This is a genomic window from Microbispora catharanthi (genome assembly GCF_006334915.2).
Lineage (GTDB): Bacteria > Actinomycetota > Actinomycetes > Streptosporangiales > Streptosporangiaceae > Microbispora > Microbispora catharanthi.
In genome coordinates, this window is sequence record NZ_VDMA02000010.1 from 1 (window position 1) to 22,432 (window position 22,432).

The following is a 22,432-nucleotide window of genomic DNA, read 5'->3' on the forward strand; positions in this document are numbered from 1 at the left end:
GGTTACGGCGGTCATAGCGGCAGGGAAACACCCGGTTACATTCCGAACCCGGAAGTTAAGCCTGTCAGCGCCGATGGTACTGCACCGGGGACGGTGTGGGAGAGTAGGACACCGCCGGACAATCTTTTGTGGAGGGCCACCCCGTTGGGGTGGCCCTTCCGCATTTCTGGGGGTTCCCCCCGTGGGCCGGCGTGGAAGCGTCGGCTTGTGCGGGTGCCACGGACGGCATGCGCGTGCTGTGGTGGTGTGTGGTGTGGTGGGGTGCCCCGGCTGTGGTTGGCCGGGGCTTTCGCATGTCCAGGGGTTGCCGGCCGGCACTGATCCGGAATGCCGTCGGAACGCCGTGGGGAACGCCGTGGGGAATCCTTTGGGGATTGTGGTGCGGGGGCCGTACTCCGGTGGCGCAAACAACCCGGGGGAGCTGACTTGGCCGGGGGCGCGAGCAGCGGCGGGGAGGAGCGGAGCGGGCGGGAGGGAGGACCGCAGCGAAGGCCCAGCGGAGCGGGCTTCGCGAGGACCGGACCTTCCGACCGGCGCAGTGACGTCCCAACCCACCCCACCCGACCCCACCCAACCCCAACCTCACCCGCCCCCAACCCACCCGACCACCACGCCCCACCACAAGTCCTCCCGCCTCGGGCGCGGGACGTCCCAACCCCACCGACCCGACCGACCCGACCCAACACCCCGACCACGAAAGCCCCCGAGCGCGGGGCGTCCATACAGCACACGAATTGACAGTGATCAATAGCGGAGGAGAGGAGCCTGAGGTGAGCCGTGGATCGTCGCTGCCCGAGGTTACCGGTGAGCAAATGGTCCCGATCTCCGCAGGGAGGATTCTCCTTCGGGATGAGGGGACGCAGAGGAACTGGGTGGCCGAGGTCGAGGATTTCCTGCTGGCGCCGTATCCCGTGACCGCTGAACTGTACCTAGCCATCACGAATCAGACCCCATCGAACTCCAAAGAACCGCTGACGCCGGTGACCGAGGTTTCCTGGAACGACGCCGTCCGGTTCTGCAACCTCCTCTCGGAGGCGGCCGGGCTGACTCCTTGTTACTCGATCGGAGGAGACGTCAACGCAGAGGACGTGATCTGCGACTGGGATGCCGACGGGTATCGGCTGCCGTCCGAGGCGGAGTGGGAGTATGCCTGCAGGGCCGGAACGACCGGCGAGCGGTACGGGGAGCTCGACGAGATCGCCTGGTACCGGGAGAACTCCGGCGGGCGGGTGCGCGACGTCGGGACGAGGGCGCCGAATGCGTGGGGCTTGTACGACATGATCGGAAACGTGTGGGAATGGTGCTGGGACGTCTACGACGCCACGGTGTACGGCCCCTACCGAGTGTTCCGCGGGGGAGGCGCGCACGACCTGCCCAGGGGATGCCGGGCGTCGTGCCGCCGCAAGAGCCACCCGACGTTCCGCATCGACGACCTCGGCTTCCGCCTCGCCCGATCTGTCTGAGGCCGATCTGTCTGAGCCCGGTCCGTCTGAGCCCGGTCCGTTTGAGTGAGCCCGGTCGTTACGGCGTGGGTGGCGTGACCGCGGCCTGTAGCAGGGGCTCGATGCGGAAGGGGATCTGGGTCGACAGGGCGATCGTCGTGTCGGTCCGCTGGATGGCGGGCGAGGCGAGGATCCGGGCGATGACCTCCTGGAGGTGCGGGGTGCTGCGGGCGGCCACCCGGCACAGCAGGTCGGCCTGGCCGCTGGTGCCGTGCACCTCGAGGATCTCCGGAACGTCGGCCAGCCACCGCACGGCCTCGGTCAGCCGGCCCTGCGCGATCTGCAGGGACGCGAAGGCGAGGATGGGGTAGCCGATCTGCTCTGTCGTGATCGTCGGACCGAAGTCGCTGATGACGCCGCGCGCGGTGAGCTTGTCGAGTCGCGCCTGCACGGTGCCGCGAGCCACGCCGAGCAGGCGGGCCAGTTCGGTGAGCCCGATCCGGGGGTTGGCCCGCATGGTGGTCAGCAGGCGGCTGTCGAGCGCGTCGAGCATGCGCCGAGGGTACGCCTCGACTGAGCGAATCGACCAGTGCATCCAAGCAGAAGCGCACTGATTTGAGCGTTTCGCACACCCTGACTGGTCACTCTTGCCAGCTAAACGGTTACTTGCTGTCATATGGGAGTATGTTTGAAGAAGCGCAGTACTTCGCTCCGGTGGCGACGAAGGATGACGGATCCGTCGTCGTCGAGTTGGCCACGAGCCACCCCGGTTTCGCGGACGCCGTCTACCGTCAGCGGCGCAACGCGATCGCGGCGCTGGCGCTTGGTCACACCCCCGGTGATCCCATCCCGACGGCCGAGTACACCGACGAGGAGCACCACGTATGGGCGCTCGTCACCAAGGAACTGGCGGTCAAGCATCAGAAGTACGCGGTGCGCGAGTTCCTCGACGCGACCAAGCGACTCGGCCTGCCCGAGGACCGCATCCCGCAACTCCAGGAGGTCGGCGACCTTCTGGAGCCGCTGACCGGATTCCGCTACCTGCCGGCGGCCGGGCTGGTCCCGCTCCGTGAGTTCTACGGCGTCCTGGCGGACGGCCTGTTCCACTCCACCCAGTACATCCGGCACCATTCGGTGCCCCTCTACACCCCCGAGCCGGACGTCATCCACGAGGTGATCGGGCACGCGAACACCCTGGCTTCGCCCCGTTTCGCCGCGCTTTACCGGGCCGCGGGCCGGGCGGCGCGCCGGGTGGAGACCGACGAGGCGCTGGAGTTCGTGTCCAAGGTGTTCTGGTTCACGCTGGAGTTCGGCGTCATGCGGGAGGACGGCGAAGTCAGGGCGTACGGCGCGGGGATCCTCAGCTCGTACGGCGAGATCGAGGAGTTCCGCGGGATGGACATCCGCGCGCTCGACCTCACCGCGATGGGGACCACTCACTACGACATCACGAAGTACCAGGAAGTGCTCTTCGAGGCGGCCTCGTTCGACCACCTCGAAGACACCGTCGGGACGTTCTGGGACACCTGCGACGACGACACGATCGCCCGTCTGCTCGCGGCGTCTTCGGCGTGAGCGGGCGCGTGAGTAGGCTCAGCGCGCGCCGACGATCAACAGGGCGTCGCCGACTCCCCGCTCGACGCCGTCGGACGGACGGTTGACCACCTTCTTGCCGATGACCATGGTGGTCGACCCGCCGCCGTCCAGGTTGATCGCGTCGCGCGCGCCGAGCCAGCGCATGAGCTCGGCCGCCTCGAAGAACGACGCGCCGATCGTGCTGCCCGGCGCTCGGCCGTCGACGACCGCGATGACGAGCTTGCCGTTGCGGGTGACGCCGGCGAGCGTGCGCGGGTGGCGCCGCAGGATCATGTTGGTGTTGGCCATGCCGTCCCGCGACGCGGTGATGGAGGTACTACCGTTTCGGACCAGGCCGATCGCGCCCCCGATGATGTTGGTCTCCGGGGTCAGCGGGACGGCCTTGTTCGTCCGCAGGTCGGTGACCTGGGTCGTGACCGTGACGGTCGTGCCCTCGCCCGCGTGCTGCGACAGCCAGTCGGCGGCGGCTCCGACCCCGTGCAGCACACGGGTGCCGGGCGCCACGGGACCGCCGGACCCGCGGACGGCGGTGACCCTGCCGGAGGCGTCGAGGACCACCTCGGTCCCGTCGTCCTGCGGAGTGTCCCGCCCGAGTTCCTCGGTGTACATCACCAGCTCGTCCGGCTTCGGCACCCGGTTGAGGCCGGTCACCTCGGCCGTGGTCCCGTCGGCCGCACGGGCGACGACCGAGGACGACAACTCGGTGACGCGGGCCGTACGGCCCCGCAGGACCAGGCCCACACGGCCGGCGACGGCCTCGCTGAGCAGCTTGCCGCCGACGACGGAGATGCCCGTGGGGTCGCCGCGGAAGGCGGGCAGCGTGTGGATGTCAAAGAAGCCGCCGTTCACCGCGGCGAGCGCCCTGGCGGCGGAGGCCATGGCCGAGACCTTCTCCCGCTTGGCGACGCTCGTGCCCAGGGAGGTCTGGTAGGAGCCGCGGAACGTACGCGGGTCGACGACGATGACCCGCACGCTCCAGGGGCCGGTGGTGACGAAGCCGTCGTCGCCCTGGAAGTCGACCTTCGCGCTCACCCCGGCGTCCTTGAGCTGCTTGACGACCTCGGCGGCCTCGGCCTTCCGGTCGAGCGGCCAGCTGCCCACCCGCACCATGAAGTAGTCGCCGGCGGGGTGGTCCGCGACGGCGGGCCGGGTGAACTTCACGATGACGGGCTCGAGACCGGCCATCTGCACGGCCGTCGCCTGGGCCTGCGCGTTGGCCTCGGACATGAAGTCCTTGCCCTTCACGACGACGCTGACCGTGTACCCGTCCTGCGGTGTGCCGTGGCGAAGGGTGAAGTAGCTGACTCCGGGGGCCAGGCTCTTGGCCGCCGACTTCGGGATCCCGGGCTCGCCGAGAGGGAAGTTCGTCGTCGGCAGTCCGGCGACGGGCTCGGCGGCGGCCGGTGCCGAAGGGGTGGTCGTCGCCAGGGCCAGTATGGCGGCCCCGACGACAAGGCGGCGTCTCATGCGATTACTCCCGATTGATGTCCCTTGCGGGACCATCGTGGCGACAATCGCGTATGGAGACGACGGAAACGCGCCAAAGAGCATGAAATTCCCCAACGCCGAATCGGGCGTTTAGGACATAGGCGCATAAATGTCAGGGAGTGTCGGCGTCGATCTCCCGGGCCCGCTGGACGAACTCCTGGGCGGATCGGGCCTCGATGTGGACGAGCAGTCCGTCGCGCCGCCGGGACATACCCCAGTAGTGCGTGGTGGCCTGGCCCCACCAGATAGTCCATTTGGGGAAACGTGCGGACAGGGCCCGTACCACGACCGTCGGGCTGATTTGGGGTTCGCTCATCGTGGGCACGTTTCGAGGTAAGCACGATTCACCCAGTGAGCGCGAGTATACGAAGAGTAGTCAGGTGCGATAGGACTTACACCCGGGACGACATACCTACTTTCCGGGTGTCAGCATCTCCGCAAGGAGCCGCCCATCGAGCCCTGTAACGGTCAAATCGTCTGCTCCGGTCATCGTTTCGGCCGCGACGAGCGCGTTGACGACGGCCTCCTCGGTCGCCTCGATGACCGCGTAGAAGAGCGGATCGAGGTACTCGTCCGCGAGCACCGTGACCTGGAACGTGCGCGGAGGGGCCGCGTCGAGGGCGTTGGCCGGCAGGTTCCGGTTGCCGGTCGAGAAGCACAGGAAGCCGTCGCCGCTGGAGTTCTCCCCGGCGCCTCCCGTGCGCGCCACGCCGAGTCCGGCGCGCTGTGCCACCCTCCGGCACTGGTGCGGCAGCAGGGGAGCGTCGGTGGCGACGATCCCGATGATCGACCCGGCCTCCTCATCGGGAAGCGCCGAGACCGGGAGGCTGCTGCCCACGTTGACGCCGTTGACCGTCAGCCGCTCCCGCCGTCCGTGGTTGGCCTGGACGAGCACGCCCACGGTGTAGCCGTCCACCAGGCGGGAGGCCGTGCCGATGCCGCCCTTGAAGCCGTGGCAGATCATCCCGGTGCCGCCACCGACCGCGCCCTCCGCGACCGGCCCGCCCGCCGCCTTCTCGTACGCCTCCCGGACGTGGGCGGCCTTCACGTGCCTGCCGTCGATGTCGTTGAGCATGCCGTCCCAGGTCTCGCCGACGACGGGCAGCGACCACGCCCGCCCGCCCTTGCCGAGCGAGCCGACCTCGATCTCGACGAGCGCGTCGCGGACCACGCCCACCGAGCCCGTGTTCGTCAGCCCGATCGGCGAGGCGAGCAGCCCGAAGTCCTGGAGGAACGCCATCCCGGTGATCTCGCCGTTGCCGTTAAGCCAGTGGAGCCCCGCGTAGAGGGGCTCGTCGAAGGCCGAGCCGTCGTGCGGGACGACAACGGTGACGCCGGTGCGCACCGGGCCCTCGCCGACCACGCGCGGGCCGCTCCCGCTGATCAGCGTGGTGTGCCCGACCCTCACCCCCGGAACGTCGGTGATCGCGTTGTGCTCGCCGGGTGTTCCGGTGCCGACGACGATGCCGAAATCCCGTGCTCTCAACGACGGCCTCTTCTCGATCAGGTGGTCTCGCGGCGGAAGGTCTCCAGGGCCAGCAGCGCGACGTGCAGCGACAGGCACGACTCGACGTCGTCGAGGTCGGTGTCGAGGACCCGCTCCAGCCGACGCAGGCGGTCGTAGAACGCGGGGCGGGACAGATGGGCCTTCTGCGCGGCCACCGCCTTGTTGCGTCCCGCGTCGAGGTAGATGCGCAGGATCCTGGTCAGGTCGCCGTGCCGCTGGGCGTCGTAGGCCAGCAGGGCCCCCAGCTCGCGCTCGGCGAAGGTCTGCAGCCGGGCGTCGTCGCGCAGCAGGTGGAGCAGGCCGCGCAGCCGCAGGTCGGGCAGGCGGTAGAACGGCCGCCCGTCGGGCTGGCGCACCGCGACCTCCGCCACCTGCTCCGCCTCCAGGAAGCTGCGCCGTACGTCCTTGATCGACTCCACGACCGAGCCGGCCGCCAGCACGAACGGCGTGGCGAAGTTCGCCCGCAGGCGCTCGGCCAGCGCGCCGAGCGCGGTCTCGGCGGCCATGCGGGGCGGCAGCGGCAGCAGCACTCCGACGCGACTTTGGTCCAGCGCCCCGACCAGGGCGGGCAGCTTGGCCTCGCGGCAGGCGGCGGCGCCGGCCTCGGCGAGCTCGCCCAGCCTGGCCTGCTCGCCCAACGCGGTGCCGACGGACGCGGTCAGCCGGATGACGGCGCTGACGAGCCTGCGGCCGGTGAGCGGGACGCCGACGGCGCGGGCGCGGGCGGCGGCCTCGTCGGGGTCGGCGTACGCGTGGGTGAGGATGCCGGTCAGTATGGTCCCGTGTGCCTGCCGCTCCAGGGACTCCTGGTGCCGCTCCAGCAGGCGGCTCAGCGCGAGCGTGGTCGCCGCGCGTTCGGCGAGCACGATGTCGCGGGGGCTGGGCGGCGCGTCGCACAGCAGGATGAGCCGTCCCCAGTCCTGGCCGCGGGCGCCCACCATGGTCACCAGCCACCCGGCGGCGGCGTCGTAGGCGGTCCGCTCGGAGGGCATGACCGCGCGCGACCTGGTCTCCCAGTTGGCCAGCACGCTCCCGGTGTCGCCCCCGGCCGCGTCGCACGCCAGGACCTGGTGGGCCAGGTTCTCCAGCAGCACGGGGCGGCCGGAGAAGCGGGTGACCTGGTTGAGCACCTCGGCCGGGGACGCGCCCTCGACCGACAGCTCGGTGAAGACCTCGTGCAGCTGCTCGGAGGCCCGCAGCTCCTGGAGCTGGATGTCGATGATCCGCGCGTGGACCGACTCGGTGATCTGCACGAAGGGCGTCTCGCGGGCCAGCGTGATCAGGGGCAGCCCGTGCTCCTCCGCGGCCTTGACCACCGCTCTCGGCAGCTCGCGGACGAACCGGCGGCCGAGCTCCACGATCAGGCCCGAGGCGCCGACGGCGGCCAGCTCGCAGATGTAGTCGGCCAGCTTGTCGGGCTCGCTCGGCAGCGCCACCCCGGTCGTGAGGACCAGCTCGCCGCCGCGCAACAGGTGGGCGATGTCGTGGACCTCGCCCACATGGACCCACCGGACCCGGGTGTCGAGCCGGTCGCCGCCCGCCACCACCCGGGGGCTGCCACGCCGGACGGTGTCCAGCGCGAGCACGTCGGCGACCGTGGGGAGCATGCTCAGAGGCTACCTGATCATTATGTAAGGATGACCCCCCAGTAGCTGACAGTGTGTGGGCCCGAAACGGACATTCAGCGCAGGCGCGTGCCGAGACCGTCGAGGAGGGCCATCAGCCCGAATTCGAAGGCGAGCCGCCGGGCCACGAGCGGGTCGTAGTCCTGGTCCGCGTAGGACCGGTAGCGCTCCAGCAGGTTGGGCCGGTCGGAGGCCAGCTTCATCACGATCGGGTCCACCGCGGCCTGCAGATCCGCCATGCTCTTGCCCGTCGCCTCCAGCGAGCTGAGAAAGGCGACCTCGGGGATCGTGGCGCCCAGCGTGTACGACACGACGGCCGTCATGGCGTAGTCCACGTCGATACCCTCGAACCCCGCGCGGACGAAGGCGCCCATCAGCCGGTCGGACGCGGTGAGCGCGTTCGGCCCGAGCGCGGGGACCACGCCGATGAGGCTCGCGCTCCACGGATGGTCGAAGACCGCCTGGCGCATGGCGTAGGCGAAGACGCTGGCCGCTTCCCGCCAGTCGGCCGCCTCGGGCATTACGACGCCCGAGTAGACCTCGTCCATCACGAGTTCGATCAGCTCGTCCTTGTTGGCGACGTGCCAGTAGAGGCTGGTCGCCCCCGCGCCGAGCCGGGCGCCGAGCTTGCGCATGCTGAGCGCGTCGAGCCCTTCGGCGTCGAGCAGCTCCACGGCCGCCCGGACGATCTGGTCGCGGCTGAGGCCCTGCTCGCGCCCTCCCTTGCGCTCACGGGTCCATACCGAGGAGAACGGCTTCGCTGACACGGCCTCACAATATTCGCTCGCACAGTGTTCGATTGAGTCGTACAGTGTCCGATACTACTCGCACACTGTTCGAGGTGACATTCATGTCCCATCCCCGACGCTGGTGGATCCTCGGCGTCCTCTGTCTGAGCCTGCTGACCCTGGTCGTGGACAACACCGTCCTCAACCTCGCGATCCCGTCGCTCATGCGCGACCTCGGCGCCACGCCGTCCGACGTCCAGTGGGTCATCGACGCGTACGTCCTGGTCTTCGCGGGCCTGCTGCTCACCGCGGGCAGCCTGTCCGACCGGTACGGCAGGCGGCGGATGCTCGTGATCGGCCTGGCGTTCTTCGGCGGGGCCTCGCTGGCGGCCACACTCGCCACCGAGCCGTGGCAGCTCATCGCGGCCCGCGCGCTGATGGGCGTCGGCGGCTCCTGCGTGATGCCGTCGACCCTGTCGATCCTGATCACCGTGTTCGACGAGAGTGAGCGGCGCAAGGCCATCGCCGCGTGGAGTTCGGTCGCCATGGTCGGCGTCATCGCCGGTCCGACGGTCGGCGGGTTCCTGCTCCAGCACTACTACTGGGGCTCGGTCTTCCTGATCAACGTGCCGATCGCGGTGCTGGCGATCGTCGCGGCCTTCGCGCTCATGCCGGAGACGTACGGCGAGACGCGGCGGGCCGACCCGCTCGGGGTGATCCTGTCCACGGCCGGGATGGGCGGGCTGGTCTGGGCCGTCATCTCGGCGCCCGGCGGGCACTTCAACCCCCTCGCGGTGGCGGTCTCGGCGGCCGCCCTGCTGGCGTTCGTGCTGTGGGAGCGCCGCACCCCCCACTCGATGCTGCCGCTCGGCCTGTTCCGGAACCGCTCCTTCAGCGGGGCGTGCTTCTCGATCGTGCTGCTGTCGTTCGGCGCGGGTGCGCTGATGCTGGCCATCACGCAGTATCTGCAGTTCGTCCTGGGCTACGACCCGCTGAAGGCCGGGTTCGCCCTGCTGCCCTACGTCGTGGCGGCGATGGTGTTCAACGTCCTGGGCGCGTCGCTGGGCAAGAAGGTGAGCAACCGGGTGCTCATCGTCTCCGGCCTGGTCGTCATGGCCGCCGGGTTCGTCCTGCTGTCCACGCTCACCGGCGGGTACGGCACGCTGATCGCCGGCCTGATGGTCATGGGCGTGGGCGGCGGCCTGGCCGGTCCCGCGGCGTACGCGACGCTGATGGGCGCGGTGCCGCCCGAGCGCGCCGGGGTCGGCTCCGCGCTGAACGACACCGTGCAGCAGGTCGGCATGGCGCTGAGCGTGGCCGTTCTCGGCAGCGTGCTCGCCGGGGCGTACACCGCGGCCATGCCCGAGTCGGCGCCGCCGGCGGCGCGCGAGTCGATCGGCGTCGCGGTGAGCCTGGGCGACCCCGCCGTGGCCGCAGCCGGGCGCGACGCCTTCGTGTCGGCGATGTCCGTCGGCTCGTGGGTGGGCGCGGCCTGCTCGCTCGCGGCGGCCCTGGTCGCGCTGCTGGTCCTGCGCCGGAAGGCCGCCGGGACGGCTCCCGCTCAGGAGCCCGCGGCACCCAGCACTGTGTAAGCCAAATTCGAGGTATCCCAGACAGGCTGACGGGTGAGGCGGTCGCCCGCCAGCCGGGATACTCGGAGCATGTCGGACCTTCTCGCACGCCATCGCGCGGTCATGCCGAACTGGATGGCCCTCTACTACAACGAGCCCATCGAAATCGTCGGCGGCAAGGGGAACCGCGTCGTCGACGCGAACGGGAAGAGCTATCTGGACTTCTTCGCCGGGATCCTGACCAACATGATCGGGTACGACGTGCCCGAGGTGCGGGAGGCCGTCGAGCGCCAGCTCGCCACCGGTGTCGTCCACACCTCGACGCTGTACCTCATCCGCAGCCAGGTCGAGCTTGCCGAGAAGATCGCCCGCCTGTCGGGCATCCCGGACGCCAAGGTGTTCTTCACCAACTCCGGCACGGAGGCCAACGAGACGGCCCTGCTGCTGGCCACCTACGCCCGCGGGTCCGACCAGGTGCTCGCCATGCGGCAGAGCTACCACGGCCGGTCGTTCGGCGCGGTCAGCGTGACCTCCAACCGGTCCTGGAAGAACAACTCGCTGTCGCCGCTCAACGTGCACTTCCTGCACGGCGCCGACCGCCACCTCGCGCAGTTCCGCGGCATGTCGGACGCCGACTACATCGCGGCCTGCGTGGACGACCTGCGCCACGTGCTCGCCACGGCCGTCACCAAGGACGTCGCCGCGCTGATCGCCGAGCCGATCCAGGGCGTGGGCGGCTTCACCATGGCCCCCGACGGGCTGTTCGCCGCGTACAAGGAGGTCCTCGACGAGGAGGGCATCCTGTTCATCTCCGACGAGGTGCAGACCGGCTGGGGCCGTACGGGCTCGGCGTTCTTCGGGATCCAGAACCACGGCGTGACGCCCGACATGATGACCTTCGCCAAGGGGCTCGGCAACGGCTTCGCGGTCGGCGGCATCGTGGCGCGCGGCGACCTCATGGACGGCCCGCACGCCGTGGGGCTGTCGACCTTCGGCGGCAATCCGATCTCGATGGCGGCGGCCAACGCGACGCTCGACTACGTGCTCGACCACGACCTGCAGGCCAAGGCGGCGCGCACCGGCGAGATCATCGTCTCCGGGCTGCGCGAGGCCGCCGAGCGGCTGCCCGTGGTGGGCGACGTGCGGGGCAAGGGCCTGATGTTCGCGATCGAACTGGTCGACCCCGCCACCGGCGCCCCCGCCCCCGCGCTGGCCGCCCGTTTCATGGAGGAGACCAAGAGGCTCGGCCTGCTCGCCGGCAAGGGCGGGCTGTACGGCAGCACCCTGCGCATGGCTCCGCCGCTCACACTCACCGAGGACGAGGCCCGCGAGGGCCTGGGCATCCTCGTCACCGCTCTGGAGGCCGTCAACGATGAAGCACGTTAACCACTGGATCGGCGGCGCCCGGACGGGCGAGGGCGGCCGTTCGGCCGACCTGTTCGACCCGGCGACCGGCGAGGTGAGCGGTCAGGTGTCGCTGGCCTCGATCGAGGAGGTCGACGCGGCGGTGGAGGCGGCCGCGCTGGCCTTCCCCGCCTGGCGCGACGCCTCGCTCACCAAGCGCACCCAGGTCCTGTTCCGGTTCCGCGAGCTGCTCGACGCGCACCGCGACGACGTGGCCGCGCTGATCACGGCCGAGCACGGCAAGGTGCACTCCGACGCGCTGGGCGAGGTGGCCCGCGGCCTGGAGGTCGTGGAGTTCGCCTGCGGCATTCCCCACCTGCTCAAGGGCGGCTACTCGGAGAACGTCTCGACGCGGGTCGACTCCTACTCGATCCGCCAGCCGCTCGGCGTGGTGGCGGGCATCACCCCGTTCAACTTCCCGGCGATGGTCCCGATGTGGATGTTCCCGGTCGCGATCGCCTGCGGGAACACGTTCGTGCTCAAGCCCTCCGAGCGCGACCCCTCCGCGTCCCTGCTGATCGCGGAGCTGTGGCAGCGGGCCGGCCTGCCGGACGGCGTGTTCAACGTGGTCCAGGGTGACAAGGCGGCGGTGGACCGGCTGCTCGAGCACCCGGCCGTACGGGCCGTGTCGTTCGTCGGCTCCACGCCCATCGCGCGGTACGTGTACGAGACCGGCACGGCCCACGGCAAGCGGGTGCAGGCACTCGGCGGGGCCAAGAACCACATGCTCGTGCTGCCCGACGCCGACCTCGACCTCGTCGCCGACTCGGCCGTCTCGGCGGGCTTCGGCTCGGCGGGGGAGCGGTGCATGGCGATCTCCGTGGTGCTCGCGGTCGACCCGATCGGCGACGAGCTGGTCGAGAAGATCGTGTCGCGGGTGCGCGACCTCCAGATCGGCCCAGGGAACGACCCCGAGTCGCAGATGGGCCCGCTCGTCACCGCCGCCCACCGCGACAAGGTGGAGTCCTACCTCGACCTCGGCGTCGAGGAGGGGGCCAAGCTCGTGGTCGACGGCCGGGATACCCCGGTGCGCGGGGACCGGGGGAACGGCTTCTGGCTCGGCCCGACCGTCCTCGACCACGTGCCGCCGAACTCCCGCGTCCACCGCGAGGAGATCTTCGGCCCGGTGCTGTCGATCGTGCGCGTCCGCTCGTACGAGGAGGGCCTGGAGCTGATCAACACCGGCGAGTACGGCAACGGCACGGCGATCTTCACCAACGACGGCGGCGCGGCCCGGCGCTTCCAGAACGAGGTCGAGGTCGGCATGATCGGCGTCAACGTGCCGATCCCGGTGCCGATGGCCTACTACAGCTTCGGCGGCTGGAAGGCCTCGCTGTTCGGCGACACCCACGTGCACGGCACCGAGGGGGTCCACTTCTACACCAGGGGCAAGGTCGTCACCTCGCGGTGGCTCGATCCCTCCCACGGCGGCGTGAACCTGGGCTTCCCGACCAACGCCTGACGCCGTAGGCGACGCCCCGGGCCGGTGGGGCCCAGTAGGCTCGGGGCGTCCGTCTTTCTCATGGGGGTCGTGCGTGCGCCGTACACACTTGGCCGCGACGGTCGCGGCCGTGGGACTGCTCGCCGCCGCCTGCGCCGGCGGGCCCGGGCCCGCGACGGAGGTGGCCACGCCGGGCACCTCGGCGGCCGCGGCGGCGACGGCCTCCGGCGGCGCAGGCCCCAGCCCGTCGTCCGGCGGTCCCACGCCCACCCCGGTCGCGTCTGTCGGGCCGGGCGAGGGAACGGTCAGCGTGGTCGCGATCGACGGGTACGCCGAGTGGGGCGGCGTCGATCCCAAGGTCAAGTGGGTCGGCACGTTCGAGAAGGAGACGGGCTGCAAGGTCAGCCTGCGCTACTACGACCCGCGCCAGGAGGAGAAGCCGGGCGACTTCCCGCCGTCGTCGTTCGACGTGATCTCCGCGACGCCCGAGGTGGGCGGCCGGCTGATGGACGACGGCAAGGCCGCCCCGCTCAACACCGCTCTGCTGGACGGCTACGACAAGATCCCCAAGCGGCTGCGCACGCTGCCGTCGGTCACCCGCGGCGAGCGGGTGTACGGCGTGCCGTACGTGTGGGCGACCAACGAGATCCTCTACGACGCCGGCAAGGTCGGTCCCGACGGCCCGGAGTCGCTCTTCACGGACAAGGGTCCCGTGATGCTCCGGGACCGTCCGCTGTCGCTGGCCGACGCCGCCCTGGTGCTCAAGGCCCAGGGCACGGACATCGGCGAGGACATCAAGGACCCGTTCGACCTCACCGACGCCCAGCTCGACGCCGCCGCCAAGCTGTTCACGTCCGACGAGGACGGCCGCCGCGTCTTCTGGCGCGATCCCGTCGAGGTCGTCCAGGGCTTCGCGACCGGGTCCGTACGGCTCGCGCAGGCCACGCCGTACCATCTGGACGTGCTCAGGCGGGGGCACAAGCCGGTCAGGGCGCTGACGGACCGGCCGGTGACCGGATGGGCCGACGCGTGGATGATGTCGGCCCAGGCCCCGCATCCCTCGTGCGCGTACAAGTGGCTCGACTTCACGATGTCGGCGGACGTGCAGCGCAAGGTGTCGGCCTGGATGGGCCTCGCCCCGGCCAACCCCGAGGGGTGCACCGGCGCGGCCCGCCGGATCTGCGCGGACTACCGCGCCGGCACCTCCCGGGCGTTCCAGGGCGTCTACTTCGCGGTGCGTCCCGAGGCGTACGACAAGTGGGTGGAGCGCTGGTCGCGGATCGTGTCCTGATCGGTGTCTCCTGATCCGTGTCTCCTGATTCGGGCCGTGAACGGGGCGCCGCTCAGTTCTGTTCGCCGGTGCTCTGCGGTGCCCGGTCGTGGTGGGGCTCGCGGGCATCCAGGGGTGGGCGGGTATCCATCGGTGCGCGTGTGGGGAAGACGGTGCAGGCGAGCGGCCAGAACACCAGCCAGACCACCATGGCGAACGTCAGGCGACCGGCCCACTCCAGGAGCGCCGCCCCGCGTCCGAGGTCGCCGATGACCACGACGCCGGCCAGCAGCAGGCCGCAGGCGACGGCCCAGCCGATCATGCCCTTGCCCCAGGCGTGCCATTCGTATCGGGCACGCTCCCTGCCGTAACGCTTGCGCCGGTCGGGCGGCGGCCCCCCGGCGTAGCGGTGGGCGAACCTGACGTCGGCCCACCGCACCATGTCGTGCCCGAAGGCGACGGTGAACCCCAGGTAGGCCGCGGCCAGCCCGTGCGTGAACTCCGCCCGCCCGCCGTCACGGAGGTCGGCCACGCTCGCGACGAGGAGGCGCACATTGTGCTATAAAAATCGGGCGGGTGCGTGGTTGGAGGAGCGCTGTGCCGAAGATCGTGGACCACCGGGTGCGGCGGGGGGAGATCGCCGAGGCGTTGTGGCGGGTCGTCCGCCGAGACGGCGTGGGCGCCGCCACCGTCCGCAGCATCGCGGCGGAGGCCGGCTGGTCACCGAGCGCGCTGCGGCACTACTTCTCGACCCAGGCGGAGCTGCTCGCCTTCGCGATGGAGCACGTCATCACGCGGGTCCGCGCGCGTATCGAGACCACCGACTTCCGCGGCCCCGTCCGCGTCGCCGTACGCCGCCTGCTGGAGGAGCTGCTGCCGATGGACGCGGAGCGGCGCGCGGAGGCCGAGGTCTGGCTGCAGCTGGCCGCGCTCAGCCAGGGCGGCCCGGCCGCCACCGACTGGTTGCGCCGCGCGGACGACGGCGTGGGGGAGGCGGCGACTCTGGCCGTCCGCGCGCTCGCCGAGGAGGGGGAGCTCGCCGGCCATCGGGACGCCGAGTTCGAGGCGGCGCGGCTACACGCCCTCATCGACGGTCTGACCATCCACGTCCTGGCCCGGCCGGATTCGATGCCGCCGGACCGCGTGAGCGCCGTGCTGGCCGCCCATCTGGAGGATCTGGCGACCTGAGGACGTCACGAGGCCGGGGGAAGCTTCGCGACCGCGGCCTGGAGGGCCGGTCCGGAGATGTCGGCGAACCCGCCTCCCGGATAGTCGACCAGCCACACGTGCAGCATGTCGGTCTCCCCGGGCGGGTCGCAGAGGGGGCAGGTGTGGGAGTGCCACGGCGTGAGCGGGCCTATCGCCGGGCCCCGGGCGCCCGGCGGCATGACGAACACCGCGCCCAGCAGGGTCTTCCCCTCGTGGTAGACCAGCACCTCCGGCTGCGCCGGGTCGAGGACCAGACCGTCCTGCAGCAGCGCGGGGTTGGCGAGCTGCTGGACGCCGTCGTTGTCGGTCCAGACCCGGTAGCCCGCCCGCTCCGCGTCCGCCGCCGTCGGCAGACGACCGGCGTTCTCCCGCCGTACCGCCGCCGCCAGGGCCTGCGCCGCGCTCGTCGCGGCGTCGGCCGCCACCACGCCCGCGCCTGGGGTGAGGGGCCCCTCGGCCGCCGCCGTGGCCGGCGGCTGCGGCGCCCCGTGGTGGTGATGTCCCGCGAGCGGTCCCGGCGAGGTCGTGGCGGGGCGCGCGACCAGGATCTCGTCGAAGGCCGTGGTGCCCCAGGAGGTGAAACTGACGCCGACCGCGGCGGCGACCAGGCAGGCGACCACGGCCGCGCCCACACCTCCCGCTGACGGGCCCCGGCCGGTGAGAAGGCCGATCGGCCGGTGGGAGCGGGCGCCGTCGTCGTCCGTGACCGACGCGTACGCGACGAGGGCCGGCGCGGCCGCCGCCAGCAGCGCCTCCAGGAGAGCCGCGAGCGCCTCGGGGGCGCCTCCGGGGTCGGGGATCCACGCGTCGGGGCCGAGAGGAAGCCCGGCCGTCCTGCCGACCAGCCAGATCACGAGCAGGGCGAGGTTGACGAACCCGCCGGTCAGCACCACCGCCTGCGTGGGACGGAGGAGCAGGGCCGCCGCCCAGGCCAGTTGCAGGCATCCCGCGACGGCGAACAGCGCGCCGTGCCCGGGAGACGCGGCGAAGTGGCCGGGGATCACGCCGAAGTGGATCGCGGCCGATCCTGCGGCCGGCGCGGCCAGAGTCAGCGGCGGCGCGCCGCGCATTTTGTCCACATTGCGCATTATTGGGCGCAATGATCTCGATAGGGAAGGCCGAAAATAGGAGCAACCCGGCACTGGGGCAGACGCCGTGGATGGGGCACGCCATGGGCCGGCCGAGCCGGGCCGGGGTGGAACGGGTGGTCAGGACATGGCCGCCCGGGAGCGGCGGGGCAGCGGCACCTTGCCCTCGGGGGCGGGCAGCAGGGCCTCGGCGCAGTCGTCGCAGGCGTGGACGGGGGCGTTGTCGGGCAGCATGCCGACCTTGACCCGGGGACGGGGCCACTTCTTGTGGCAGACGACGCAGGCGTCGCCGTCGCGCTGCGTGGTGGTGAGGCCGGCAGGGTCGAACGTCAGCATGAGCCGCTCGGCGCCGTTCGGGTTCCAGCCCATCAAAGTCCCCCCTCGATCGCCTATCGGAACCGTTATAACGCGGTTACCCTTCGTGATCGGCGCGAGTCGGGCCAAGCGATGGTTAAATCGAGGCATAACGCAAGCCGTACAACAACAAAAGGGACACCTTGGAACAGACCGGGTGCCCCTTTTGGTGTTGTTCAAACTGTCTAGTCCACGTTGAGCGCCTTTTCCAGAATGGAGAGGCCCTCTTCGAGCAGGTGGTCCGGGATCACCAGCGGCGGCAGGAAGCGCAGCACGTTGCCGTACGTTCCCGCGGTGAGCACGAGCAGGCCCTGCTCGTGGCACCTGCGCGCGATCTCGGCGGCCGGGTAGGGCTCCTTGGTTCCCGGGACCACGAGCTCGACGGCGATCATCGCGCCGCGCCCGCGCACGTCCCCGACGATCGGGTTGTGCTCCTGGACGGCGCGAAGGCGGGGCAGCATGACCTCGCCGATGTGCCGGGCGCGCTCGACGAGCTTGTCCTGCTCGATGGTCTCCAGCACGCCCAGGGCCGCCTCGCAGGCGAGCGGGTTGCCGCCGTACGTGCCGCCGAGACCGCCGCTGTGGACGTGGTCGAGCAGGTCGGCCCTGCCGGTCACGGCCGCCAGCGGAAGACCGCCGGCGATGCCCTTGGCGGTGGTGATGATGTCCGGGACGATGCCCTCGTCCTCGCAGGCGAACATGTGGCCGGTGCGGGCGAAGCCCGTCTGCACCTCGTCGGCGATGAAGACGATGCCGTTGGCGCGGCAGAACTCGACGATCTTCGGCAGGAAGCCGCGGGCCGGCTCGATGAAGCCGCCCTCGCCCGCGATCGGCTCGATGAGCACCGCCGCGACGTTCTCCGCGCCGATCTGCTTGTTGATCATGTCGATCGCCTGGGCCGCGGCCTCCTCGGCGCAGTTGTCCGGGCCGGTCGGCCAGCGGAACGGGTAGGCGAGCGGCACCCGGTACACCTCGGGCGCGAACGGCCCGAACCCGTGCTTGTACGGCATGCTCTTGGCCGTCAGCGTCATCGTCAGCAGCGTGCGGCCGTGGTAGCCGTGGTCGAAGACGACGACCGCCTGCCGTCCGGTGGCGTGGCGGGCGACCTTGACCGCGTTCTCGACGGCCTCCGCGCCGCTGTTGACCAGGAACGTCCGCTTCTCGTGGTCGCCAGGCGTGAGCTCGTTGAGCCTCTCGCACACCGCGACGTACGACTCGTACGGGGCGACCATGAAACAGGTGTGGGTGAAGTCGGCGACCTGCTTCTGCACGCGCTCGACGACCCGGGGGGCGGCGTTGCCGACGTTGGTCACGGCGATGCCGGAGCCGAAGTCGATCAGCGAGTTGCCGTCCGCGTCGACGATCACACCGCCGCCCGCGTGGGTCACGAAGACGGGCAACGTGGTGCCGATGCCCGGAGGCACGGCGGACTGCTTGCGCGCGAACAGTTCGCGCGACCGCGGGCCGGGGATCTCGGTGACGAGGCGGCGCTCCTGCGGGAGCTGCGGGCCGCCGTGCGTGGTGGCAGTGCTCATATCTCCGACGGTACGGCCGCCGCCTCCACCAGCCGATATGCCGCTATGTCAGAATGTAGGCGTACTTTTGGCCGGTGAGGACAAGCCGGGTGTTCGGGGGGAAGAGCAGTGGCACCCACGCTGCGCCGGATCGCCGCGATCGTACCGCTCCACCTGGAGGTGCTCGCCGGGCGGAACGGCCTCGACCGCCCCGTCCGCTGGGTCGCGGTGAGCGAGTTGGAGGACCCCACGCCGTTCCTCGAGGGCGGCGAACTGGTGCTCACGACCGGCATGCGCCTGTCCGCCGGCGACGCCGTGCCGTACGTCTCCCGGCTGATGGCCCGGGGAGTCACCGGGCTGGGGTTCGGGGTGGGGCTGAGCCACGACGCCGTGCCGCCCGCCTTCGCCGGGGCGGCCGAGGCCGCCGGGCTGCCGCTGGTCGAGGTGCCGAGGGCCACGCCCTTCATCGCGATCGGCAAGGCCGTCAGCGACCTGCTCGCGGGGGAGCAGTACGAGGAGATCAGCCGCGCCTTCGCCGCGCAGGGCAGGCTCACCCGCGCCGCCCTCCAGCGGGAGGGGCCGGTGGCCGTGGTGGACCGGCTGGCCCGGGAGATCGGCGGCTGGGCGCTGCTGCTCGACCCCGCGGGCGCCGTACGGCACGCCGCCGACGCGACCGGCCGTCGCACTGTCGACGCGCATGCCGGTCCGGGTGACAAGCGCGGCGCGGCGGGGGACTGGGCGCGGGAGACGGCCCGGTCGCTGGAGCCCGAGATCGCCCGGCTGCGAAGCGCGCCGTCCCTGGCGAGCCTCGCCCTGTCCACCCCGGACGAGCACGTCGTGGTCCAGCCGCTGGGCCGGAGGGGTTTCTTCGCGGTGGGGTCGCCGCGGCCGTTCTCGCCCATCGCGCACACGGTCGTCAACGCGGCCGGGTCCCTGCTGACTCTGGCGCTGGAACAGGGCAGGGAGCAGCGGTCCGCGGCGGCGCAGGTGCGGTCGGCGGTGCTCCGGCTGCTGCTGGCCGGTGAGGTGCGGGCGGCCGCGGAGACGCTGGCGGCCCTGGGCATGCGGCTGCCGGGGGAGCCGGTCACGGTCCTCGCCTGCGACACCCCCGACCCGGAGGCGCTGACCGAGGCTCTGACCGAGGCTCTGACCGGCACGTTCACCGCGCCCTGCGAAGGGCTGCTCGTCGTGCTGGCCCCGGACGCGCATGCCGACGAGGTCGTCGCGCTGGCCGCACAGCACGGCCGGGTGGGTGTCAGCGCGCCCGGTGTGGAGATCGCCCGTTCCGAGGGCCGCGTGGACAGCCGTTTGGACAGCCGTATGGAGAGCCGCGTGGAACCCCCTGCGGCCGGATCGGTGGCCCGAAGCGCGTCCCGCCCGGATCTCGCCACCGGGCTCGACCGCGTCCTCGAACGCGCTCCCGACCGCGCCTCCGATCGTGCCTCCGATCGTGCCTCCGATCGTGTCCCCGACCGGGCCCTCGCCACCGCCCTCGACCGGGCTCTCGACCAGGCGCGGCGGGCGCTCGTCTCGGCCTCACCGGTGGCGCGCTTCAGCGAACTCGCCGGGCGCGGGCTGCTGTCGCTGCTCGATCCCGCCGCCGCCGCGTCGTTCGCGGCGGCGATCCTGGCGCCGCTCCGCGAGTACGGCTCGCGCGCCGACCTGGTCGAGTCGCTGCGCGCCTACCTGGCCAGCAACGGCCACTGGGATGCCGCGGCGCAGCGCCTGGGCGTGCACCGGCACACGCTGCGATACCGGATGAAGCGGGTGAGCGAGCTGCTCGGGCGCGACCTGGACGATCCCGCGGTGCGGGCCGAGCTGTGGATCGCGCTGTGCCTGTGACGCCGGTCAGGCCGAGGGGCGGGCGAGGAAGGCGCGGACGGCGGCGTCGGTGACGATCTCGTACGTCTTGCCGTCGGGCAGATGCCCGGCACGTTCCAGGCTGAGCGCGCCCTGAGCCGCGGCCCACAGCGCGTCGGCGATCTTCCTCGGCTGGGTGGGCACGAGGTGACCGGCGGAGATGCAGTCGGCGATCACCCGGTCGACGATGTTGAGCGCGGCCCTCGCGAGCGTGCGCGCGCGCTCGCTCGGCACGAAGCCGGGGATGGCCCGCTCGAACATGAGGCTGTAGTAGCCGGGCTCGGCCAGCGCCGCCTCCCGGTAGGCGGGACCGAGCAGGCTCAGGTGCTCCAGCGGGTCGTTGCGCTGCGGCACGGCCTCCAGCCTGCGCCGAAACCGCTCGAAGCCCTCCAGGTAGAGCGCCTCGGCCAGGCCCTCCTTGCTGCCGAACATCGTGTAGATGACCTGGGTGGAGCAGCCCGCCTCGGCGGCGATCCTGCGTACGGTGAGGCTCTCCGGCCCGGCCTTGGCGAGCAGGTCGTTGGCGACGTCGAGGAGACGGGTGCGTAACTCGTCGTAGTTGCTGCGATGGCCGCGTGCGTAGGCACCCTGAAGACCGAGCGGCGCCGGCGTACCCATCAGCGACGAGCCCTTCTCATATTGGGGGTCCCGCGACAGACCCGGATGATGACTTAACCATGCCGCTCGGCTTTCAAACCGCAGTGAAACAGAAAACATCATGAAATTGCCGCGCATCTGTGACATGTGAGGAGTTGTCCATGATGGCGTGGCGGGGGGCGGTGATTGGCCCGTCCGGAGTAGCGACCGGCTTCCACCAGGTGGCATAGCGTGAAGACATGGACGTAGGCCGCACTTCCGAACCCCGCCCCTTCTGGCTCGCCGGGCGCCCCGCGACGGGGGACGCCGAGCAGGCCGTGACCAATTCTCACGACGGCCGGGTCGTCGGCGTCCACTCGGTGCCGACCCCCGAGCAGGTCGAGCAGGCCGTGGCCGCCGCGGACGCCGTGCGCAAGCGGGCCGCCGCGCTGCCCATCCACGTCCGCGCCGAGGCGCTGGCCCACGTGGCCCGGCGGCTGACCGAGCGCGCCGAGGAGATCGCCCGCCTGATCAGCGAGGAGAACGGCAAGCCGATCTTCTGGGCGCGCGGCGAGGTGGGCCGCGCGATCTCGACGTTCCGCTTCGGCGCAGAGGAGGCCCGCCGCTTCAGCGGCGAGGTGCAGCGGCTCGACACCGAGCCCGCCGCGCAGGGCCGGCTCGCCTACGTCTCGCGCGTGCCGTACGGCCCGGTGCTGGCGATCACGCCGTTCAACTTCCCGCTCAACCTGGTGGCCCACAAGGTCGCTCCCGCCATCGCCGTGGGCGCGCCCATCGTGATCAAGCCCGCGCCCGCGACCCCGCTGTCGGCGCTCGTCCTCGGCGAGATCCTGGCCGAGACCGACCTGCCGGAGGGCATGTTCTCCGTGCTGCCGGTGCCCAACGACCGTGCGTCGTCCCTCGTGGAGGACCCGCGGCTGCCGGTCGTCTCCTTCACCGGCTCAGGCCCGGTCGGCTATTCGATCATGGACAGCGTGCCGCGCAAGCACGTCACGCTGGAGCTCGGCGGCAACGCCGCCGCGGTCGTGCTGGCCGACGCCGACCTCGAGTGGGCGGCGAGCCGCGTGGCGCTGTTCTCCAACTACCAGGCGGGCCAGAGCTGCATCGCGGTGCAGCGGGTGATCGTGGAGGACGCGGTCGCCGACGCGTTCACCGACAAGCTCGTCGCCGCCGTCGGCTCGCTCGTGACGGGCGATCCCGCCGACGACAAGACGCAGGTCGGCCCGCTCGTCAGCGAGGACGCCGCGGTCCGCGTCGAGAGCTGGGTCAACGAGGCCGTCTCGGCCGGGGCGCGCCTGCTGGCGGGCGGCACCAGGGACGGCGCGACCGTCACCCCCACCGTGCTGGCCGACGTGCCCGCCGACGCCAAGGTGGCCCGCGAGGAGGTCTTCGGGCCCGTCATGATCGTGCAGCGGGTCGCCTCGGTCGACGAGGCGTTCGCCGCGGTCAACGACTCCCGGTACGGCCTGCAGGCCGGGGTCTTCACCCGCAGCCTGGACGTCGCCTTCCGGGCCAACCGCGAGCTCGAGGTCGGCGGCGTCATCATCGGCGACGTGCCGTCCTACCGGGCCGACCAGATGCCGTACGGCGGGGTCAAGGAGTCGGGTGTGGGCCGCGAGGGGCTGCGTTCGGCCATGGAGGACCTCACCTACGAGAAGGTCATGGTGCTCACCGGCCTCACGCTGTAGAACCACGCGTCCGAGGGGGCCCGGGGGACCACCGTCTCCCGGGCCCCCTCGTC

General features: G+C 71.3%; 20 protein-coding genes and 1 rRNA gene. 10 read left to right on the forward strand and 11 right to left on the reverse strand.

Annotated elements, in window-relative coordinates:
• The first annotated feature begins 3 nt into the window (after positions 1 to 3).
• Positions 4 to 120: ribosomal RNA gene (rrf, locus tag FH610_RS19675) — 5S ribosomal RNA — on the forward strand.
• A 692-nt stretch (positions 121 to 812) separates the two neighbouring features.
• Positions 813 to 1,463 (forward strand): formylglycine-generating enzyme family protein, encoded by a 651-nt coding sequence (locus FH610_RS19680; RefSeq protein WP_139576204.1) that lies wholly within the window; start codon positions 813 to 815, stop codon positions 1,461 to 1,463.
• A gap of 58 nt (positions 1,464 to 1,521) precedes the next feature.
• Here FH610_RS19680 and FH610_RS19685 read toward each other — a convergent pair whose 3' ends face one another.
• A complete protein-coding gene (locus FH610_RS19685; RefSeq protein WP_139575992.1) occupies positions 1,522 to 1,995 on the reverse strand; it encodes an Lrp/AsnC family transcriptional regulator in 474 nt (157 codons plus the stop codon).
• Positions 1,996 to 2,126: 131 nt separating this feature from the next.
• On the opposite strand from FH610_RS19685, the gene FH610_RS19690 reads away from it, so the two are divergent.
• Positions 2,127 to 3,017: a phenylalanine 4-monooxygenase gene (locus tag FH610_RS19690; RefSeq protein ID WP_139575993.1), complete on the forward strand. Its 891-nt coding sequence runs from the start codon at positions 2,127 to 2,129 to the stop codon at positions 3,015 to 3,017.
• A gap of 18 nt (positions 3,018 to 3,035) precedes the next feature.
• On the opposite strand, the gene FH610_RS19695 is transcribed toward FH610_RS19690, so the two are convergent.
• The 5 genes from FH610_RS19695 to FH610_RS19715 form a co-directional block, all read right to left on the reverse strand.
• Positions 3,036 to 4,505 carry a phosphodiester glycosidase family protein gene (locus FH610_RS19695; protein ID WP_139575994.1) on the reverse strand — a complete coding sequence of 490 codons (1,470 nt, stop codon included), beginning with the start codon at positions 4,503 to 4,505 and terminating at the stop codon, positions 3,036 to 3,038.
• A 133-nt stretch (positions 4,506 to 4,638) separates the two neighbouring features.
• A complete protein-coding gene (locus FH610_RS19700; protein ID WP_139575995.1) occupies positions 4,639 to 4,842 on the reverse strand; it encodes a hypothetical protein in 204 nt (67 codons plus the stop codon).
• 96 nt (positions 4,843 to 4,938) lie between these two features.
• Positions 4,939 to 6,012: a DmpA family aminopeptidase gene (locus FH610_RS19705; RefSeq protein WP_139575996.1), complete on the reverse strand. Its 1,074-nt coding sequence runs from the start codon at positions 6,010 to 6,012 to the stop codon at positions 4,939 to 4,941.
• Between the two features lie 17 nt (positions 6,013 to 6,029).
• Positions 6,030 to 7,640 carry a PucR family transcriptional regulator gene (locus FH610_RS19710; protein ID WP_139575997.1) on the reverse strand — a complete coding sequence of 537 codons (1,611 nt, stop codon included), beginning with the start codon at positions 7,638 to 7,640 and terminating at the stop codon, positions 6,030 to 6,032.
• Between the two features lie 74 nt (positions 7,641 to 7,714).
• Entirely contained in the window at positions 7,715 to 8,425 is a 711-nt protein-coding gene (locus FH610_RS19715; RefSeq protein ID WP_139575998.1) for a TetR/AcrR family transcriptional regulator C-terminal domain-containing protein, read from the reverse strand.
• An 83-nt stretch (positions 8,426 to 8,508) separates the two neighbouring features.
• Between FH610_RS19715 and FH610_RS19720 the strand changes: the two genes are divergently transcribed.
• The 4 genes from FH610_RS19720 (at position 8,509) to FH610_RS19735 (ending at position 14,093) form a co-directional block, all read left to right on the forward strand.
• Positions 8,509 to 9,978, forward strand: coding sequence for an MFS transporter (locus FH610_RS19720; protein WP_139575999.1), 1,470 nt, complete (start codon positions 8,509 to 8,511; stop codon positions 9,976 to 9,978).
• Positions 9,979 to 10,047: 69 nt separating this feature from the next.
• Positions 10,048 to 11,343 (forward strand): aspartate aminotransferase family protein, encoded by a 1,296-nt coding sequence (locus FH610_RS19725; RefSeq protein ID WP_139576000.1) that lies wholly within the window; start codon positions 10,048 to 10,050, stop codon positions 11,341 to 11,343.
• The gene (locus FH610_RS19730; protein ID WP_139576001.1) at positions 11,330 to 12,823 is read left to right on the forward strand and encodes a CoA-acylating methylmalonate-semialdehyde dehydrogenase; all 1,494 of its coding nucleotides are present in this window, start codon (positions 11,330 to 11,332) and stop codon (positions 12,821 to 12,823) included. The genes FH610_RS19725 and FH610_RS19730 overlap by 14 nt, the downstream gene beginning before the upstream one ends.
• 73 nt (positions 12,824 to 12,896) lie before the next feature.
• Complete coding sequence (locus tag FH610_RS19735) at positions 12,897 to 14,093, forward strand: extracellular solute-binding protein (RefSeq protein WP_139576002.1); 1,197 nt, start codon at positions 12,897 to 12,899, stop codon at positions 14,091 to 14,093.
• Between the two features lie 52 nt (positions 14,094 to 14,145).
• Here the strand turns inward: FH610_RS19735 and FH610_RS19740 are convergent, their stop codons facing one another.
• On the reverse strand, positions 14,146 to 14,604 hold the full coding sequence (locus FH610_RS19740) for a hypothetical protein (protein ID WP_139576003.1): 459 nt from the start codon (positions 14,602 to 14,604) through the stop codon (positions 14,146 to 14,148).
• A 65-nt stretch (positions 14,605 to 14,669) separates the two neighbouring features.
• On the opposite strand from FH610_RS19740, the gene FH610_RS19745 reads away from it, so the two are divergent.
• Entirely contained in the window at positions 14,670 to 15,260 is a 591-nt protein-coding gene (locus FH610_RS19745) for a TetR/AcrR family transcriptional regulator (RefSeq protein WP_139576004.1), read from the forward strand.
• A 5-nt stretch (positions 15,261 to 15,265) separates the two neighbouring features.
• Here the strand turns inward: FH610_RS19745 and FH610_RS19750 are convergent, their stop codons facing one another.
• From FH610_RS19750 to gabT, 3 genes are all read right to left on the reverse strand, one after another.
• Positions 15,266 to 16,360 carry a hypothetical protein gene (locus FH610_RS19750; protein ID WP_139576005.1) on the reverse strand — a complete coding sequence of 365 codons (1,095 nt, stop codon included), beginning with the start codon at positions 16,358 to 16,360 and terminating at the stop codon, positions 15,266 to 15,268.
• A 129-nt stretch (positions 16,361 to 16,489) separates the two neighbouring features.
• Positions 16,490 to 16,738 (reverse strand): hypothetical protein, encoded by a 249-nt coding sequence (locus FH610_RS19755; protein WP_139576006.1) that lies wholly within the window; start codon positions 16,736 to 16,738, stop codon positions 16,490 to 16,492.
• 170 nt (positions 16,739 to 16,908) lie between these two features.
• A complete protein-coding gene (gabT, locus tag FH610_RS19760) occupies positions 16,909 to 18,258 on the reverse strand; it encodes a 4-aminobutyrate--2-oxoglutarate transaminase (RefSeq protein ID WP_139576007.1) in 1,350 nt (449 codons plus the stop codon).
• Between the two features lie 108 nt (positions 18,259 to 18,366).
• Between gabT and FH610_RS19765 the strand changes: the two genes are divergently transcribed.
• The gene (locus FH610_RS19765) at positions 18,367 to 20,079 is read left to right on the forward strand and encodes a PucR family transcriptional regulator (protein WP_240809073.1); all 1,713 of its coding nucleotides are present in this window, start codon (positions 18,367 to 18,369) and stop codon (positions 20,077 to 20,079) included.
• Positions 20,080 to 20,085: 6 nt separating this feature from the next.
• Here FH610_RS19765 and FH610_RS19775 read toward each other — a convergent pair whose 3' ends face one another.
• Positions 20,086 to 20,715: a TetR/AcrR family transcriptional regulator gene (locus FH610_RS19775; RefSeq protein WP_139576008.1), complete on the reverse strand. Its 630-nt coding sequence runs from the start codon at positions 20,713 to 20,715 to the stop codon at positions 20,086 to 20,088.
• Positions 20,716 to 20,933: 218 nt separating this feature from the next.
• On the opposite strand from FH610_RS19775, the gene FH610_RS19780 reads away from it, so the two are divergent.
• On the forward strand, positions 20,934 to 22,379 hold the full coding sequence (locus tag FH610_RS19780) for an aldehyde dehydrogenase family protein (protein WP_139576009.1): 1,446 nt from the start codon (positions 20,934 to 20,936) through the stop codon (positions 22,377 to 22,379).
• The last annotated feature ends 53 nt before the right edge of the window (positions 22,380 to 22,432 follow it).

Bases quoted from the DNA above. Each gene is read 5' to 3' on its own strand.
- FH610_RS19680 (WP_139576204.1), top strand. From the start codon at position 813: ATGGTCCCGATCTCCGCAGGGAGGATTCTCCTTCGGGATGAGGGGACG.
- FH610_RS19685 (WP_139575992.1), bottom strand. From the start codon at position 1,995: ATGCTCGACGCGCTCGACAGCCGCCTGCTGACCACCATGCGGGCCAAC.
- FH610_RS19690 (WP_139575993.1), top strand. From the start codon at position 2,127: ATGTTTGAAGAAGCGCAGTACTTCGCTCCGGTGGCGACGAAGGATGAC.
- FH610_RS19695 (WP_139575994.1), bottom strand. From the start codon at position 4,505: ATGAGACGCCGCCTTGTCGTCGGGGCCGCCATACTGGCCCTGGCGACG.
- FH610_RS19700 (WP_139575995.1), bottom strand. From the start codon at position 4,842: ATGAGCGAACCCCAAATCAGCCCGACGGTCGTGGTACGGGCCCTGTCC.
- FH610_RS19710 (WP_139575997.1), bottom strand. From the start codon at position 7,640: ATGCTCCCCACGGTCGCCGACGTGCTCGCGCTGGACACCGTCCGGCGT.
- FH610_RS19720 (WP_139575999.1), top strand. From the start codon at position 8,509: ATGTCCCATCCCCGACGCTGGTGGATCCTCGGCGTCCTCTGTCTGAGC.
- FH610_RS19725 (WP_139576000.1), top strand. From the start codon at position 10,048: ATGTCGGACCTTCTCGCACGCCATCGCGCGGTCATGCCGAACTGGATG.
- FH610_RS19730 (WP_139576001.1), top strand. From the start codon at position 11,330: ATGAAGCACGTTAACCACTGGATCGGCGGCGCCCGGACGGGCGAGGGC.
- FH610_RS19755 (WP_139576006.1), bottom strand. From the start codon at position 16,738: ATGGGCTGGAACCCGAACGGCGCCGAGCGGCTCATGCTGACGTTCGAC.
- gabT (WP_139576007.1), bottom strand. From the start codon at position 18,258: ATGAGCACTGCCACCACGCACGGCGGCCCGCAGCTCCCGCAGGAGCGC.
- FH610_RS19775 (WP_139576008.1), bottom strand. From the start codon at position 20,715: ATGGGTACGCCGGCGCCGCTCGGTCTTCAGGGTGCCTACGCACGCGGC.
- FH610_RS19780 (WP_139576009.1), top strand. From the start codon at position 20,934: ATGGACGTAGGCCGCACTTCCGAACCCCGCCCCTTCTGGCTCGCCGGG.